At 56.5% G+C, this 16275-nt stretch carries 18 protein-coding genes; 8 read left to right on the top strand and 10 right to left on the bottom strand.

Annotated elements, in window-relative coordinates; all coding sequences use genetic code 11:
* Positions 1-10 precede the first annotated feature (10 nt).
* The 7 genes from JQR86_RS20675 to JQR86_RS20645 form a co-directional block, all read right to left on the bottom strand.
* The gene (locus JQR86_RS20675; RefSeq protein ID WP_434155469.1) at positions 11-1852 is read right to left on the bottom strand and encodes an amidohydrolase; all 1842 of its coding nucleotides are present in this window, start codon (positions 1850-1852) and stop codon (positions 11-13) included.
* A 177-nt stretch (positions 1853-2029) separates the two neighbouring features.
* Positions 2030-2848, bottom strand: a complete 819-nt coding sequence (locus JQR86_RS20670) for an alpha/beta fold hydrolase (protein ID WP_404628498.1) — start codon at positions 2846-2848, stop codon at positions 2030-2032.
* Between the two features lie 11 nt (positions 2849-2859).
* The gene (locus JQR86_RS20665; RefSeq protein WP_434155361.1) at positions 2860-3765 is read right to left on the bottom strand and encodes a pirin family protein; all 906 of its coding nucleotides are present in this window, start codon (positions 3763-3765) and stop codon (positions 2860-2862) included.
* Positions 3755-4171: an OsmC family protein gene (locus JQR86_RS20660; RefSeq protein ID WP_312271655.1), complete on the bottom strand. Its 417-nt coding sequence runs from the start codon at positions 4169-4171 to the stop codon at positions 3755-3757. Before JQR86_RS20660 ends, JQR86_RS20665 begins: the two co-directional genes overlap by 11 nt.
* 18 nt (positions 4172-4189) lie before the next feature.
* Complete coding sequence (locus JQR86_RS20655) at positions 4190-4756, bottom strand: antibiotic biosynthesis monooxygenase (RefSeq protein ID WP_312271656.1); 567 nt, start codon at positions 4754-4756, stop codon at positions 4190-4192.
* Positions 4753-5178: a DoxX family protein gene (locus tag JQR86_RS20650; RefSeq protein ID WP_312271657.1), complete on the bottom strand. Its 426-nt coding sequence runs from the start codon at positions 5176-5178 to the stop codon at positions 4753-4755. The genes JQR86_RS20655 and JQR86_RS20650 overlap by 4 nt, the downstream gene beginning before the upstream one ends.
* A gap of 23 nt (positions 5179-5201) precedes the next feature.
* Positions 5202-5855, bottom strand: a complete 654-nt coding sequence (locus tag JQR86_RS20645; RefSeq protein WP_407363787.1) for a hydrolase — start codon at positions 5853-5855, stop codon at positions 5202-5204.
* 334 nt (positions 5856-6189) lie between these two features.
* Between JQR86_RS20645 and JQR86_RS20640 the strand changes: the two genes are divergently transcribed.
* From JQR86_RS20640 to JQR86_RS20620, 5 genes are all read left to right on the top strand, one after another.
* Entirely contained in the window at positions 6190-6609 is a 420-nt protein-coding gene (locus JQR86_RS20640) for a DoxX family protein (RefSeq protein ID WP_434155359.1), read from the top strand.
* Between the two features lie 68 nt (positions 6610-6677).
* Positions 6678-7541 carry a DedA family protein gene (locus JQR86_RS20635; protein WP_312271660.1) on the top strand — a complete coding sequence of 288 codons (864 nt, stop codon included), beginning with the start codon at positions 6678-6680 and terminating at the stop codon, positions 7539-7541.
* Positions 7538-8341, top strand: a complete 804-nt coding sequence (gene dkgB, locus JQR86_RS20630) for a 2,5-didehydrogluconate reductase DkgB (protein ID WP_434155357.1) — start codon at positions 7538-7540, stop codon at positions 8339-8341. Before JQR86_RS20635 ends, dkgB begins: the two co-directional genes overlap by 4 nt.
* 81 nt (positions 8342-8422) lie before the next feature.
* Entirely contained in the window at positions 8423-9334 is a 912-nt protein-coding gene (locus JQR86_RS20625) for a LysR family transcriptional regulator (protein ID WP_312271662.1), read from the top strand.
* Positions 9335-9800: 466 nt separating this feature from the next.
* On the top strand, positions 9801-11006 hold the full coding sequence (locus JQR86_RS20620; protein WP_434155356.1) for an MFS transporter: 1206 nt from the start codon (positions 9801-9803) through the stop codon (positions 11004-11006).
* Between the two features lie 59 nt (positions 11007-11065).
* Here JQR86_RS20620 and JQR86_RS20615 read toward each other — a convergent pair whose 3' ends face one another.
* Positions 11066-11782 (bottom strand): amidotransferase, encoded by a 717-nt coding sequence (locus JQR86_RS20615; protein WP_434155355.1) that lies wholly within the window; start codon positions 11780-11782, stop codon positions 11066-11068.
* Positions 11783-12175: 393 nt separating this feature from the next.
* On the opposite strand from JQR86_RS20615, the gene cfa reads away from it, so the two are divergent.
* Positions 12176-13339, top strand: coding sequence for a cyclopropane fatty acyl phospholipid synthase (cfa, locus tag JQR86_RS20610; RefSeq protein ID WP_312271664.1), 1164 nt, complete (start codon positions 12176-12178; stop codon positions 13337-13339).
* Positions 13340-13390: 51 nt separating this feature from the next.
* Here the strand turns inward: cfa and JQR86_RS20605 are convergent, their stop codons facing one another.
* The gene (locus JQR86_RS20605; protein ID WP_312271665.1) at positions 13391-14155 is read right to left on the bottom strand and encodes an OBAP family protein; all 765 of its coding nucleotides are present in this window, start codon (positions 14153-14155) and stop codon (positions 13391-13393) included.
* Positions 14156-14432: 277 nt separating this feature from the next.
* Between JQR86_RS20605 and JQR86_RS20600 the strand changes: the two genes are divergently transcribed.
* Together JQR86_RS20600 and JQR86_RS20595 are read left to right on the top strand one after the other, a co-directional pair.
* Positions 14433-14720 (top strand): DUF2254 family protein, encoded by a 288-nt coding sequence (locus tag JQR86_RS20600; RefSeq protein WP_434155353.1) that lies wholly within the window; start codon positions 14433-14435, stop codon positions 14718-14720.
* Positions 14714-15694, top strand: coding sequence for a DUF2254 domain-containing protein (locus JQR86_RS20595; RefSeq protein WP_434155468.1), 981 nt, complete (start codon positions 14714-14716; stop codon positions 15692-15694). The genes JQR86_RS20600 and JQR86_RS20595 overlap by 7 nt, the downstream gene beginning before the upstream one ends.
* 25 nt (positions 15695-15719) lie before the next feature.
* Here JQR86_RS20595 and JQR86_RS20590 read toward each other — a convergent pair whose 3' ends face one another.
* On the bottom strand, positions 15720-16202 hold the full coding sequence (locus tag JQR86_RS20590) for a DUF421 domain-containing protein (protein ID WP_219652163.1): 483 nt from the start codon (positions 16200-16202) through the stop codon (positions 15720-15722).
* Positions 16203-16275 lie beyond the last annotated feature (73 nt).

The following is a 16275-nucleotide window of genomic DNA, read 5'->3' as shown; positions in this document are numbered from 1 at the left end:
ATCAAGGTCCTCAGAAGCTGAAGCAGGAGCAGCCAAAGGCGCCCCAGAAACCGGCGTAATCACTTACCGGAACTGCTTTTTGCCGCGCCCGCTCATGGCTGTGGCCGTGAACACCACAGGAACCCACACATTGATGCATCTGCTGTTGAAGCGGGGCTGACGGTTTCCAGTGACCTGGCACCTTGGCAACCGGCGACCAATCCGGAACTACGGGGATAGCCGGAGGGCCCAGGCGATCAAACTCACCCGCACCATAGACGACGTTGCCGTTCACCACGGTCAGCAGCGACTCGATATGCTTGATGGCCTCCTCGTCTACGCTGAAGAAGTCAGCCGACAGCACCGCAAGGTCAGCCAACTGACCCGCTTTGATCTGTCCCTTCTTGCCCTGCTCCGAAGAGAACCAGGCACTGCCTTGCGTGAAGAGCTGCAGGGCCGTCTCGCGGGGCAGACCCTCCTCATACAGCGCCATGCCACCCACAGTCTTGCCGCTGACCAACCAGTACAGCGAGGTCCAGGGGTTGTAGCTGGACACGCGGGTGGCGTCCGTACCGGCACCGACGGGAATACCCTCGGCCAGCATGCGCTTGATAGGTGGGGTCGCCTGTGCAGCCTTGGCACCATAGCGGTCAACAAAGTATTCGCCCTGGAAGGCCATGCGATCCTGAATCGCAATGCCGCCGCCCAATGCCTTTACTCGCTCGATATTGCGCGGGGAGATGGTCTCGGCATGGTCAAAGAACCAGGGCAAGCCATTAAACGGAATATCGCGATTGACGCGCTCGAATACATCCAGCATGCGCGAGATGGATTCGTCATAGGTAGCATGCAGGCGGAACGGCCAGCGTTGCTCGACCAGATGGCGGACCACAGGCTCAAGCTCAGCCTCCATGTCTGGTGCAAGATCCGGACGTGGCTCAAGGAAGTTCTCGAAGTCTGCGGCCGAAAACACCAGCATTTCCCCTGCCCCGTTATGGCGGAAAAAGTCGGTTCCCTGCCCATACTGGACGCTACCGGTCCAGTGGCGGAAATCGGCCAGCTCTTCCTTGGGCTTCTGGGTAAACAGGTTATAGGCGATGCGCACCGTCAGCTGACCGGCATCGGCCAACTCCTGGATGACCTGATAGTCGTCCGGGTAGTTCTGGAAACCGCCACCTGCGTCGATGGCACTGGTCAGCCCCAGACGGTTGAGTTCACGCATGAACTGGCGGGTGGAGTTGACCTGATACTCCAGAGGAAGCTTGGGCCCCTTGGCTAACGTTGAGTACAGGATCATGGCGTTGGGTCGCGCAATCAGCATGCCGGTCGGTTCACCGTTGGCATCACGCTGGATCTCGCCCCCTGGTGGGTTGGGGGTATCGCGGGTGTAGCCCACCACACGCAGGGCAGCCCGGTTGAGCAGTGCGCGATCATAAAGGTGTAGAATAAAGACCGGTGTATCCGGCGCTGCCTGATTGATCTCATCGAGCGTTGGCATACGGCGCTCGGCAAACTGGAACTCGTTCCAGCCTCCTACGACCCTGACCCATTGCGGCGTTGGCGTACGCTCGGCCTGGGCTTTAAGCATCCGCAAGGCGTCGGCCAGCGAGGGCACGCCTTCCCAGCGCAGCTCGAGATTGTAGTTGAGGCCCCCTCTGATCAGGTGCAGATGTGAGTCGTTGAGACCGGGGATTGAGGTGCGCTGTTGCAGGTCGATGACCTGAGTCGCAGCGCCACGATGAGCCATGACTTCGGCATCGGTGCCTACTGCCAGAAAGCGCCCGTCCTTGATGGCAACGGCGCTGGCCTGGGGCTTTTCACGATCCACGGTGTGAAAACGACCGTTGTGCAGAATCAAATCAGCGTCTTGCATGGTTCCTCCAAACACATAACCCGTGCCTTTGCTAAAAGGCAGTGCAGACCAGAGCGCACCGGCGGCGCCCAGCAGAGAAGCATTCGCGATGACCTGGCGGCGTCGCGGGTTCTCGGGATCCCTTTGCATACATACATCCCATGAACCGGCGGACGTATCAGGCCCGCCGGCAACGGCTTAGCGGTTGAGAAACGCCAGCAGGTCTTCATTCAACTGCTCGGCATGGGTAACGGCAAACCCGTGGGGTGCGCCCTCGTATACCTTGAGTTCGGCTCCCTGGATCATTTCCGCGGCCAGCTTGCCGGTTGCCTCCAGCGGAACGACCTGATCGCCGTCACCATGGATAACCAGCGTGGGTACATCAACCTTGGCCATGTCGGGGCGGAAGTCGGTTTCAGAGAACGCCGTAACGCAATCCACGGTGCCTTTCAGGGAAGCCAGCAGGGCAATATTCAGGGTCTGGGTCATCACGCCGTCTGAGACTTTCTGGTCGCGGCTGGTGCCATAGAACACCGGGCCGAAGTCGCTGATAAACTGGGCGCGGTCTTTAAGCAGGCCTTGTTTGATCCCGTCGAACACGCTTTTATCTACACCCTGCGGATGATCAGCTGTCTTGATAAACAAGGGCGTCACAGCACCCAGCAGCGCCAGTTTGGCGACACGGGCCGTACCATGACGGGCGATGTAGCGCGTCACGTCGCCACCGCCCATGGAGAAGCCGACCAGGGTTACGTCCTTGAGGTCCAGGTGCTCGATCAGCTGGTGAATATCATCAGCAAAGGTGTCGTAGTCATAACCAGTCCAGGGCTGGCTGGACCGGCCAAAACCGCGGCGGTCGAATGCGATGGTGCGATAGCCACGGGACGCCAGATAATGCATCTGGTATTCCCACATGTCCGCATCCAATGGCCAGCCGTGGCTGAACAGAACAGGCTTACCGCTGCCCCAGTCCTTGTAATAGATTTCGGTGCCGTCTTGGGTTGTAAATGTGCTCATGATGTTCTCCTTCAGGTTGGCTGTGTAGCAACAGGGTTGGCGGATCGACTTAGAGGTGGGGCTTGGTAAGGCTCACCGACATAACCGTGAACGGTGCCGAAGCGGGCGTTGCCGCTCTCCCAGTCCGCACGAGCACTGGCAATGCTGTTCCAGTCGTAAGCCACGAAGTTCCACCAGATCAGAGGCGTTTGGGCCAGGGGCTCCCCTCCCAGGATGAGCATCTGTGTTCCGGCGGTCAGTTCCAGCGCAAGCAAGGAGCGGCCATTGCCCAAATAGATAAGCTCATCGGCCTTGATACTCTCACCGGCAACTCGCGCCTCGCCCTGCAGGATCAGCAGTCCGTACTCATGGGAAGGGTCAAGTGTTATATCGAGCGCACCGCCCTGCGGGGCGGCCAAATCAAGGCAAAGCAGGTTGGAATGTACCTCTACGGGCGACTGCCTCCCCTCATAACGGCCAACCAGCAGCGTGATATCCATGCCCTGGGCATGCCAGCTGGGCAAATCGGGATAATGGGTAAATCCCGGCGCGCATCCATGCCGCTGCGGTGGCAAGGCAATCCAGAACTGCACAGCGTGCAGGTTGTGCGAGGTCGATTCCTCCGTATGACTGATACCCTGCCCCGCCGTCATCAGATTGACCTGACCGGGGCGCAATGGCTGCACATGACCGAGACTGTCGCGGTGAAGGATTTCCCCTCCAATCATCCAGGTAAAGGTCTGCAGACCTATATGTGGATGAGGTCCGACTTTCATGCCGGCGCCGTTATTCAGTACGGCAGGTCCGGCATGATCCAGAAAACACCACGCTCCGATGGTACGGCGTTGCCGCGTGGGTAAAACCCGGCCTACCTGCAGGCCGGCCCCCAACTCAGCAGAGCGGGCTGGAATACGGAGGAAGCTGAACTCAGGCATCATCCGCTACCTCTTCCATCAGGCGCGTCTCGATGTCCACCGTGCCGCGCAGCAATTTATGGATTGGACACGCATTGGCGATATCGAGTAGCCGCAGGCGCTGCTCGTAATCAAGCGCACCAAGCAGTTCTATGTCACGCTCGATTCGCGTGGTATGTGGTGTACCACCCTCGGAGAGGATGTTCAGCACCACATGGGTTTCCTCAATGACCCACCCCTTGCGCTGCGCATAGAGTCCAAGCGTAATAGCCGTACACGCGCCCAGCGATGACAGCAGCAGCTCGTGAGGGTCAGGGCCGACGTGCCCGGTCTCGGGTAGCGCCAGATCGGCCAGCCAGCGATGAGTCCCCTCACTCAGAGTCACGCGGTAGGGGACAGGGCCAAGCATGGCGGTAACGGTATGCGTCATGGTGCTACTCCTGCCTACTTATTGAGCGTTAAGCCAACCCGCGAACCAGCGCGTCACGTTCGGCATGATGAGAAAGACCACCAGCACCACAATGCAAAAGGTGATCAGCAGATTGCTGGGGACAAAACCGCTCAGTACCGGGAACCGCAGAAATATCGGATGCCACAGCTGTGGGATGACCATGGTCAAGGGGCTGATCACCAGAAAAGTCAGTACCGCCTGCTTCCACTGGGGTGGCTTCTGCACGTCTGGCTGCGGCGGGGTAAACCAGAACTCAGCATCCGCGTGCACTAGCGGGTGGTCGCCATCTTCTAGTAGCGGCAGCACCTCCTCGACCAACTGGCGACGGCGGTCCGAATTGATCCAGTCCTGCAATTGCTCCGCCTTCGCAAAACGCACCACGGTCGTGAAGACACCCCTACCGGCCTGTTGAGGTCTGACTACATTGACGCCCAGGTGCCCGTGCGCCTCCTTGGCAGCTGCCACTGCGCGCCGCAGCCACGCCTCGTACGTATCGAGCTGGCCGGCCTTCACTCGGTGATGGATGACCAGGGTCACCACATGATTGAGATCGACATCGTTCATATGAACCTCTTTGCCAGGGGTCGCCGATCGTGGCGATGCTCGCGCCAGGCATCGACCGAGAGTTGGCCCGGACCGGTCATGACGAGCGTGCTGAAGATGATCGTTAGCAGCCAGCCAAACTGAGCCTGCTCCATTGTCCATTCGGGGTGTACAACAACCAGTGCCACCAGCAGCAGGAACAGAATAGGCAGACAGGCCAGGCGCGTACCCAACCCCACGATGATCAGGAGCGGACATACGATCTCGGCAAACAGGGCCGACAACAGCGTCGGCCATGCACCCAGATGCAAAGGGTCTTCGATCAGCTGTATTTGCTCTTGAACATGTAAGAGTTTGGGAAGACCATGCACCCAAAGCAGCAGCAAGCCGCCGCTTGCGCGCAGGAACAGCAGACCTAGATCGATCGGGTATGGCCGGGGCATGGCGTTTACCTCACCTACTCTGCTCAGTGGCCTTCAGAGGCGTTGAACATGGTCTTGGCATAGATCAGACCCAGGCCATAACCGCCGCCATGGGCAATGGCCGTCTTCACGGTCTGATCGTAGGTTTCGCTACGTGCCCAGTCCCGTTGCAGTTCAAGCAGATATTGGAGAGAGGTCATGGGACGGGCACCCGCCTGAATCATGCGTTGCATGGCGCATTCATGGGCTTCGGTTGAGACATCGCCACAGGCATCGGCAATGACATACACCTCAAACCCCTGCTCCAACGCTGACAATGCCGGCCCCACAATGCAGACCGATGTCCAGAGGCCTGCCAGTACAAGGCGCCCTTTATTGAGCGTATTCACCCGGTCGGCAATACGCGGATCTTCCCAGGTATTCATGCTGGTCCGGTCAATCACCGAGGCCTCTGGGAATACAGAACTGATCTCATCGAAGATCGGGCCGGAAAAGCTTTTTTCGGCGACCGTGGTAAGAATGGTGGATACCTGAAATTCCTTGGCGGCCTTGGCTACTAACGCTGCGTTGTTGCGCAAAGTCACTGCATCGATGGAATGGGTTGCAAAGGCCATCTGTGACTGATGGTCGATCATGATCAACGTGTGGTTGAAAGGATCAATCAAGCCTTTCCCAGGGGCGGCAATGGCGGTTGGCATGGTAGCTCTCCAGCTGCAATAGATGTACGACAACTGTCGTCGAATTGCGCCGCCGGAGATTGAACAGTTGTGCTGTGTTTGGAACGTATGTGCTATTGATTGTGCTTTTTAGGCCGTTCTTCTGCTTTCAAGTGGGCCTATCACTGTATTACTTCATTGACCGAGGTCAGGCAGCTCTATTTAAGAAGCAGCCTTCGGGTTTATTGTCCACCAAAATGTGACTATTTTTCGTTTTTCACCTAGTTACTCATTTAAACGGGCGACATTAAGCTTTCTTCCATACCCGCTTCGGCACCTCGGCGAAGCCCTTGAACCCTTAATGGAAGAACTGAACATGACTACCCTAAACTCCTCTCAAGCCTTTACCGCCACTGTTGGACGTCTGCTGCTAGGTACTCTGTTTCTGTTCAGCGGTATCGGCAAGTTGGCAGCGCCTGCGGCAACCATGGGCTACATAGGGGCCTCCGGCATGCCCTTTCCACTCCTGGCCTACCTGGGTGCAATCGGCGTTGAGATAGGTTTGGCCAGCCTGTTGCTGGTGGGGTACAGAACACGCTGGGTGGCAGCCATCATGGCGGGCTTCACCATCCTGACGGCTGTGGTCTTTCACAACAATCTTGCCGACCAGAACCAGCTGATCCACTTCCTCAAGAACATCGCAATCGCCGGTGGCCTGTTGCAGATCGGTGCATTCGGCGGCGGCGCCCTCAGCCTGGACGGTGTTCGCTCCAAGCGCCGCCTCGCCCTCGCCTGATCTGAACCTACGGTACGCCCCCAGCGGGCGTACTACCTTGCCCTGCACGATCAAAGAGACTCGCTGCCATGTCGTCCGTGATGAACGCCTTGCTGACTGGAAATGCCGTGTTGCTGTTCGTGAATGTCTTCGCCGAGCAGTTGGGCGCGCCGTTACCTTCCTATCCGCTTCTGGTCGCTTCTGGCGCCTCTGCCGACGCTCCCATGAGGCTGGTCGAGTTTCTGTTTCTCGCTTCGCTGGCTTGTGTTCTGGCAGATCTCGCCTGGTACTGGGCAGGGCGCCATCATGGCGAGCGCATTCTCACATGGTTAGCAAAACTACCCTTCTCTCACCGCAAGAACGCCGGTACCTGCTCGGCTCGCTTCACCGAACGGGGTGCACGGTGGTTGCTGGTGTCCAAATTCGTACCCGGCATGGGAGCAGTCGCCACATTGATGGCAGGCGCGCAAAGAATGTCGCTGGCTCAATTTCTCGTGTACGACACCCTAGGTTCAATACTGTGGGCCGGTTCCGCACTCCTGTTGGGGCATACCTTTCAGACTTCGGTGTTTCTGGCGCTGGACATGGTTCAGGAATACCTGTTTACCGGTCTGGCTGCTGCTGGGCTGCTGCTTGCTGCAACCCTGCTGGCGGCGCATCGTCTAAAACGCCATACCATCCGGCGTCAGACAAGACATTTCAATCAGCAAACAATCAGTCATCGTTCGCAGCCGGCTAATCAGCTTTTTGCAGAACACCCAGTCGAGGCGTCTTTAGCCCACCCATCCAGCGTTACAGCCTTGCCGTCTTTACAACGGTTCAATCGGTCTCCTTATTCACCTGCGTGTCGTAGCGCACAGCTACCTGTGGCTCAGCGGATGTCGTGCACCACTCATGCTGACGCCTGGAATGAAGGGTCTGCTACCCGCGGCGCCCTGCCGGAGGCCTCATGACGCTGCCCGCAGTGAGTCTAGCGACGTCTCACCTAGCGCCAACGGCTGTCACGCGATGCGTGAGGATGGCATTGGACGTAGGTTATCGCGCCATCGATATTGCGCAGGTCGACGGGCATGAGGTGGCTATCGCCAGCGCCATTACCCAAAGCGACGTCATACGGGAACAGCTGTTTCTAACGCTCAAGCTCTGGGTCGACAACTTAAGCCGTGATCGCTTGATCCCGGGCTTGCGCGAAAGCCTGAGCCGCTTGAAAACCGACTATATAGACCTGGCGCTGATCCATTGGCCTTCGCCGAAGGGCCTGGTTCCTCTCGCCGAGTATATGACGGCTCTTCGCGAGGCGAAGGACGCAGGGCTAGTCCGATCCATTGGGGTAGCCAACTTCACGCGCGCCCTGATGCGGCAGGCCATAGCGGCGATTGGCGCTGAGTCTATTGCTACCAATCAGATCGAGTTGAACCCCTATCAGGCTAATCGTGGGCCTGTTGATCTGATGCAGCGACACGGAATTGCCGTTACAGCCTATTCTCCGCTAGCAAAAGGCAAGGTGTTAACAGACCCGGTTGTTCTGGAGATTGCACACCGCATGGCCATCACTCCGGCACAAGTCGCCCTGGCCTGGACACTGCAGCAAGGTCATTCCGCCGTGGTTACCGCGACGCGCAAGGAGCATCTGGTAGAAAATTTTTCCGCTCACGGCATCATCCTGGCGGCCAAGGATATGGCTGCCTTGTCCGGCCTTGACAGAGGACTGCGTCAGACCAACCCGGCAGGCCTTGCACCGGCCTGGGATTGATATCAGCCTATCGAGCCCCTTCTGTTCCAAGGCGGGTGCTTTATGATGCCCGTCTCTCAGTTACGTTTATGGAAACCTGCAATGGACAAGTTCCTGGCGCTGCGCTGGTTCGTAGAGACTGTCGATACGAAAGGCTTTTCGGCCGCAGCGCGATCGCTGAACGTTGCGACCTCCTCCGTTACACGCCTCATGGATGCACTCGAGCAGGAGTTGGGAACGACATTGCTGAACCGGTCCACGCGTCAAGTCACCGTAACTGAGGCAGGATCACTCTATTACATCAAGGCCAGACAGCTTCTGGAAGATCTGGAGTTAGCCGATGCCCAGGTTCACGACCAGGGTACTGAGCCTGCCGGGCCGCTCAGGGTCACCGCCCCTACGGCGTTTGGCCGAGCTTATCTTGCCCCTTTCCTGGCTACCTTTCTGGCACGCTATCCCAAGGTAGATTTGGAACTGGAGCTGACGGACACGCTTGTAGACCTCTTTGCCGACCGGGTCGATGTGGCCATACGGCTTGGTTCACCTGGTGCCCATGATGAGCTGATATGCCGTTCGCTCGGTTACTTTCAGCGTTACGTGGTTGCCAGTCCTGTATATCTCTCACGGCGCGGGTGTCCCGATCAGCCAGAAGACCTGACTCGTCATGACTGTCTGCGCTTCAGCTTTAGCAAAACCCCACAGACATGGACATTCGTCAAACAAGGCGAAACCCGTCGGGTAGCTATCAAAGGACGCCTACGCAGTAATAATGCCGAAGTCCTGCATGAGGTCGCGCTGGCAGATGGTGGCATTACCCTACTGGCCGACTGGCTGGTACAGGCCGATATCGAGAGCGGCCGACTGACTCGACTGTTCCCGGATCATAACGTCAATCCGAATCAGGCCAGTGCCGCCATTTCGGCGCTGTATCTGCCCAATCGGCGCGACTCAAGGCGGGTCAGTGCCTTTATCGAATTCTGCGAGGAACGTCTTTCCAGCCTGCGTATCAGCTAGCCATTGCCCCTGGCGCAACGCTGCGTTGCTCTGCAGTCCGATTCTCTTACTCTGCCCTACTCTTTAACGTATGCCTCATTGAAGATGATGAACGAGGCACCCGTCATGCATTCAAATGACCAGAACATCACCCAGGCTGCTTTCTGTTCCAGGTTTGGGACCGGTAGTAGTCGTGCGGATACAGGCAATCGGGTAGTGCCTTGCGTGGAGTCCATTTGCAACAACCGCACATCCGTACCAGACGCGCAGATAAGAAAAGAGCGTTATCACTTCCGACTTAACAGCCCATCGGAACTACCTGAAACGCAACCTTATAGATCATCAGCCCTACAGGCTGACCTCCGAGGAACTTGATCGTATATCCCGCTCGCATCGAATAAGCGGGTCCTGCTCCATCCTGCCCGTCGCTTTTCTTGAAAAGACCTTGAACCGAATTGAATAACCGTTGCCTTGCCAGGAGATCCTAATGAGTACTGCATCGATGATTGAACATGAGCATTTCCCTACGACTCTTTCAAAAGGGCTGGTATTACTTTTTGCCTTTTGCTGTGGCGCCATTGTTGCCAATCTCTATTACTCACAGCCCATCATCGAACTGATCGCTCCCGCCGTCGGGCTTAGCGAGCATGATGCTAGCCTGATCGTCTCGCTGACCCAGATCGGATATGCCCTGGGGCTGCTCCTTCTGGTTCCTCTGGCCGATCTCCTGGAAAATCGTCGTCTGATGGTTATCACGGTTCTCGCCTCGGCTGTCATGCTGATGGCGGCGGGCCTTACGACCCAACCCAGCGTTTTTCTAGTGGTCTCGCTGCTAATTGGTGTCAGCTCGGTGGCCGTACAGATACTGATTCCGCTGGCCGCCCATCTTGCTCCCGAACAGTCACGTGGGCGCATTGTGGGCACCATCATGAGCGGACTGCTGCTGGGTATCCTGCTGGCACGTCCGGCCTCTAGCCTGATGGCCGATTACTTCGGCTGGCGTACCGTGTTTTTTATCAGCGCGGTGATCATGTTGGCGATTGCCGGCGTGGTCTTGAAAGTGGTTCCCGCACGTCAACCGTCCCACCAGGCACACTATGGCCAGCTCCTGTTGTCACTGGTTCATCTCTTCACACGTGAATCTGTGCTACGCCAGCGCTCGTTGTATCAGGGGTTGATGTTTGCCGCCTTCAGCCTCTTCTGGACGGCCGCGCCCCTTGAGTTGATCCGCCATTACGGTCTGTCGCAAACCCAGATTGCCGTCTTTGCTCTGGTAGGTGCTGTCGGCGCAGTGTCTGCACCGATTGCAGGACGCCTTGCCGATGCAGGCCATACCCATCGTGCCTCGGCAGTTGCCATGCTGCTTGCCGCCCTGAGTTTTCTACCGGCGCTGGTTCATTCGCCTTATGGGGTCGTCAGCTTGGCAATAACCGGCATCCTGCTCGACTTTGCCGTGCAGATGAACATGGTTCTGGGTCAGCGTGCCGTCTATATGCTCGATGCCAAGAGCCGCGCCCGTTTGAACGGCCTGTACATGACCAGCATCTTTATTGGAGGTGCCACAGGGTCGGCGATAGCCAGCACTGTTTATGAACGAGGCGGCTGGCCAGCTATCGTTCTGGTGGGCAGTAGCCTGCCGCTGCTGGCCCTGTTGTTCTTCGGCATTGGTCGCTTACGAGGCGCCAACGCATGATTGAGCTTTGATACCGAGGCGGTCTTTTCAGACCGCCTTTTTTGTATCGCGTCGGCTTATTAGCTACGAGGGGCTGCCACAAAATTCACCATCCACTGCGCGATCAGGGCGCCCTGATGAGGCTGCTCCAACGAGGCTACAGCCGTCTCGTATTGTTCGGTGGAAAAGACTGACTGGCGCCTTACCAATAGCCGGTTCGCATACTCGGCTACAAACTCCGGATGCCCTTGAAAACACAACACCTGATCGCCCATGATGAACGCTGCATTCGGGCAGTAGGCGCTACTGGCCAGGCACTGCGCAGCGGGAGGCAGCGCCGTGACCTGGTCCTGATGCGAGACGATCAGCGTGACATTCTCCAGCGGAGGCTGCTGCCAGGAAAAGCCCTGCGCGACCTCGAAACGCTGTACCCCAATTCCCCACCCTCCCTTGGCGCGTTCGGCCATCCCTCCTAGCGCCAGGGCCAGGAGCTGATGACCAAAGCAGATACCCAGGAGCTTGTCACCGTGCTCATAACGTTGTTGCACATAAGTTTTGAGGCGTTGAATCCAGGGCTCTTCGCCAAAGGAGTCCGCCTTGCTGCCGGTAACCAGATACGCATCAAAACGGGCGCCTTCCGGTGGGTAGTGGCCTTCAACGACGTTATAGACCGTACATTCAACCTGCTCCGGCACCTGCTCGAACAGACGAACAAACATGGCGCCATAGCCGTCGTACAGCTCGGCCAGTTCAGGGACAAGAATATCGGTTTCGAGAACACAGATCCGAACAGACATGGGACTCCGAGGCAATAGCAAGGGGTATGAAGCCGCTGCGCAAAAGCGCGGGCAGGAGAAATATGGTACGTCAGCTCAGGAGCGTGGTTCTACCTGGAGCTATTTTTTCGCTCCTCCTCCCTGCGAACTTAATGTTCATGGACGCGTTTTTCCTGCGCCTCGCCGCGAACTTATTGGACAAAATGCCATCAGTAAATTTTACAAAATGTGTATTCAGCGATAGCACTTTCGAGGCCAGGTGCACTCCACGTTTCATATAAATAGAAAAACACTATTTCACTCAAAGCACTCTTTTGGCCTACCACATCCGCTGTACATTTTATTCAATCAAAAGGAGCAGTACGTTCACGGAAGTCATGAGCAACTTTGACAGGATCAAGGAGATAAAGGCGCATGGCTATAGTTTCGCACAAGCATCAGGATGAAGAGCTTTACTGTCCCGACCATACCCGAACGTTCGACTACTTCGAAGAATTGCTCGATCTTGCTGGAATCAAGGTCAACGGTTCCAACCCTTGGGACATCCGGCTGCATAACAAGGGAGTCCCGGAGCAGGCGTTCGCCCGAGGTAATCTGGGCCTGGGCGAGACGTACGTCAATGGCGACTGGGATGTCGATCGGGTGGATGAATTCATCTACCGCATCCTGAAGGCAGACTTGTCCTCGCGCATACAGCCGTCGCGGCTGGTGTTTCATTACCTAAGAAGTCAACTGTTCAACCTTCAGACCCAAAGCCGTGCCTGGCAGGTTGGGCAAACACATTACGATCTCGGTAATGACTTTTATGCCGCCATGCTGGATCCGCGGATGACGTACACCTGCGGTTACTGGAAAAATGCGACGGACCTTGCTTCTGCGCAGGAAGCCAAACTTGACCTCATCTGCCGAAAGCTCAGCCTGCGTCCCGGCATGAAGGTGTTGGATATCGGCTGCGGATGGGGCAGTTTCATGGGCTACGCAGCGGAGCACTATGGCGTTACGTGTGTAGGGGTTACGATCTCAAGAGAACAGGCAGAGTTTGCCAAACGCCAATACGCAGGACTGCCGCTCGAATTCAGGCTGCAGGATTATCGCGACCTGGATGAGCCTTTTGACCACATCGTCAGCATTGGTATGTTCGAGCATGTTGGGCGCAAGAACCACAGGACGTTCATGGAGGTCGCTCATCGCTGCCTGAAGGATGATGGACTCTTTCTGCTCCATACCATTGGCAAGAATCAGCGGCATTCCTCTCCCGATCCCTGGATCGACAAGTATATTTTCCCTAACGGGGACCTTCCCTCGATTGGTCAGATAGGCGATGCCCTTGATGAATTATTTGTGACTGAAGACCTACATAACTTCGGAGCGGATTACGACAAGACGCTAATGGCCTGGTTCAAGCACTTTGATGCTGCCTGGCCAAGCTTTGAGAAAAAACTCGGCACACGCTTCTATCGCATGTGGACGTATTACCTGCAGTCTTGCGCTGCCGCGTTTCGCGCCCGGAATATCCAGTTGTGGCAGTGGGTGTTATCCAAGCGGGGCGTGCCGGGCGGCTATAACCGGCTGAGCTGAGCCTTGTGCAATCGACCCAGGCACAAGAACCATGCCTGGGTCGTTTTATCTTCAGGGCTGCGAATGCGCGCCATGATTTTGAGACCCAGTGGGATCCTTGATTTGGATGATCCTTCCCTTTTGCCAGGCATCGGCATCGGGATCGATGGCCGGAGCAACGATATCGGCCCGGGCAGCTTTTTTCGCCTTGCTGTCGATGCCCATACGACGATCACGCGCCTCGACCATCTGTGGATTGGCCTGGCCGTCGGCAGTAAATCCCATCATCAACTGAGGGACACCCAGCGGTAGCGTCTTATCTTGGTCTGTGTGCCAGGTATGCCAGGTTTTTCCATAGGTATGAACAAGCTTTTCCATCAGCTTATGCTCCGCCGGTTCGGGGATCCCGGGTGCTACCAGCTGCCCCGATTTCACCTCGTGGACATGGCTGTGCCACAGGGCTTTCTCCGCGGCAGGCAGCTGCTTGAAGAGCGCCTCATCGATGATGTACTCCACGCCCATGATCTTGGCATCCCTGGTATTGCCGTCATAAATGACACACTGGATGACCTGCTCGTTAAGGACCGAGCAGTAGTGATGAGCTTCCATCTGCCCATGTGGGTGTCCGTTGTAGAAGTGGAAACCGTCCAGGTAGGCATTGAGGGCTTCGATAGGCGGCTTGCTCTGCAACACGTCGGCACCGGTTTCCAGGGTCTTGGTCATCGCCTGCTTGGGCGCACCGGGCGCAGTGACATAGGACTCCGTATTACCGCCGCTGGAGCAGGCGGCCAATAGGCATACCAGGGAAAGGGGAATCGCTCTTGCATTGACGCTCATGAAACACCTGTAATGATTACGCGAAATCATTTTCAGCGTAATAGAGATCTCCAGGAGCGCAACGAGGCAAGAGCTGAAGATAGGTTGCGCAACCTATGCATTAAACGAGCGACTGGGTCATGCAACAAGGGGCGCCGCAAGTAATAAAGCAGATCAACTTTTCGTTTGGTCACGGCATGACACCGCTCCCCTAGTCACAGGAAAAGAGGACATCAACCGAACCCACCCATGAGCGCCGGGTCGCTATAGAAACTTGGGTAGTTGATGGAGCGGAGCAATGGTCGAACGATGGAAATGGTTTTTACTTAGGAAGAGCAAGCGCCCCTGGTTTAGGGCAACGCTTTTTTCGGTATTGGGCGTTGTGACCGCTCTACTGGCCTTAGTGTTTGCCCCGTACATTCCAGATGAGCTTCCTACCAAGATCGGCGCCGATGCCGTTGACAATATTTTGGGCATCATTGCGTCAAGTATGCTGGCCGTTACTACCTTTTCTCTAAGCACCACAGTATCAGCCTACAGTTCAGCCACCAATAACTTACCCCACGGGCAACCTCTTTACTGGTAGAGGACCCTACTACACAAAATGCTCTTTCGACCTTTATTGGGTCGTTTATTTTCAGTCTTGTCGGAATCGTTGCGCTAAGCACTGGGCTCTATGGCGCCAAGGGGCGCGTTATTCTGTTTGCGGTAACGCTTTCGGTCATCGTCCTGATTATCTATGCCCTGCTACGCTGGATTGATCGCTTAAGTAGCCTAGGTCGGGTGGGCGAAACCACAGCCCAAGTTGAACGTGTCACCCTTAAGGCGCTACAGCACCGCCTGGAGCAACCCTACCTGGGCGGCAATCCATTACCGGAGAACGCCTTCTATAAAACCCTAGGCCGCCCTGTATACGCAAACCGGATTGGGTATATACAGCATCTGGACATGCCGGCTCTGGCGGAGCTGACCAAACATGAGCGAAGTCGCGTATACGTGAATGTCTTGCCTGGCAGTTTCGTTGATCCTGGTTGCCCTTTAGCATGGGTAGACGGACTCAATGAGCAATGTGACGACGAGCTCCGGAATGCCTTTGTCATGGGTGAGCAACGTACTTTTGAACATGATCCTCGCTTCGGCCTTTCGGTAATGGCCGAGATCGCCTCACGAGCGCTGTCCCCAGGCTTCAATAATCAGGGTACAGCCATTGATGTCATTGGACGCGCAGTGAGAGTGCTCGCCTGTGTGGCAAATCGGCCTAAATGTTCACCTCCAATCGAACAGGTCTTAAGCCGCATTTACATAAGGCCCCTTGACGTGAATGACCTGTTCGACGATCTGTTTACCCCAATCGCACGGGATGGCGCAGCCATGATCGAGGTAAACATACGCCTGCAAAAAGCACTCTTTTCCCTTAGCCACCTGGATAATGATGCGATGCGCGTCGCTGCTGTCAGGCAAAGCGAGCTGGCCTACACGCGTGCCAGCCAGGCGTTGGCAATGGACGAAGACCGGCGGCGACTTGAGCAGCTACGGGCCGAACTGAAGCGTGAGTACTAATTGAGTGCCGCTGGTATCGCCTTTCTCAAAGCGCCTGCTCAGGTGCATTTTGGAGGATGGAAAAACTGCCGTCTGTCTCAAGCACCACCGCACCGACTTCATTCAATGCACTTTTTCCCTGAGTCCGCAGGGCCTGCATGACTTCATCTTCCGTGACACGGTTGCTCCGTAGGTTGTCATGCATCCATTTCCCTTGGTAAACCAACAGGGACGGCGACGATCGGGCCAGCTTACGCACAGCTGGCCAGCGAACGCTGCTCCACGTAACCACATACTGCAGACCAATAAGCAGCGCGAACGCAGTCAACCCTTCTGCCAGCGCCACGCTGGACGACAACAGCACGGTAGCCAGGGTTGAGCCCAATGCTACCGTCACGACAAAATCAAAGGCATTGAGCTGGGCCAATGTCCGTTTGCCCGAGATACGCAAAAGCGCAATCAAACAGACATAGGCCGCCGTTCCGACTACGATGACCCGGATCAACCCACTCCAACTATCGAAAAACATAACGCCCCCTGTCTGGTGCATTGGCCGGTGTATGAGGTATTCAAAACCTACAGATGTGAGGGGCAACGGGCCG

Source organism: Pseudomonas sp. JZ134 (assembly GCF_051027695.1).
GTDB lineage: Bacteria > Pseudomonadota > Gammaproteobacteria > Pseudomonadales > Pseudomonadaceae > Chryseomonas > Chryseomonas luteola.
The sequence above is the reverse complement of the archived record's forward strand: the minus strand, read 5'-3'. Positions and strand labels throughout refer to the sequence as shown.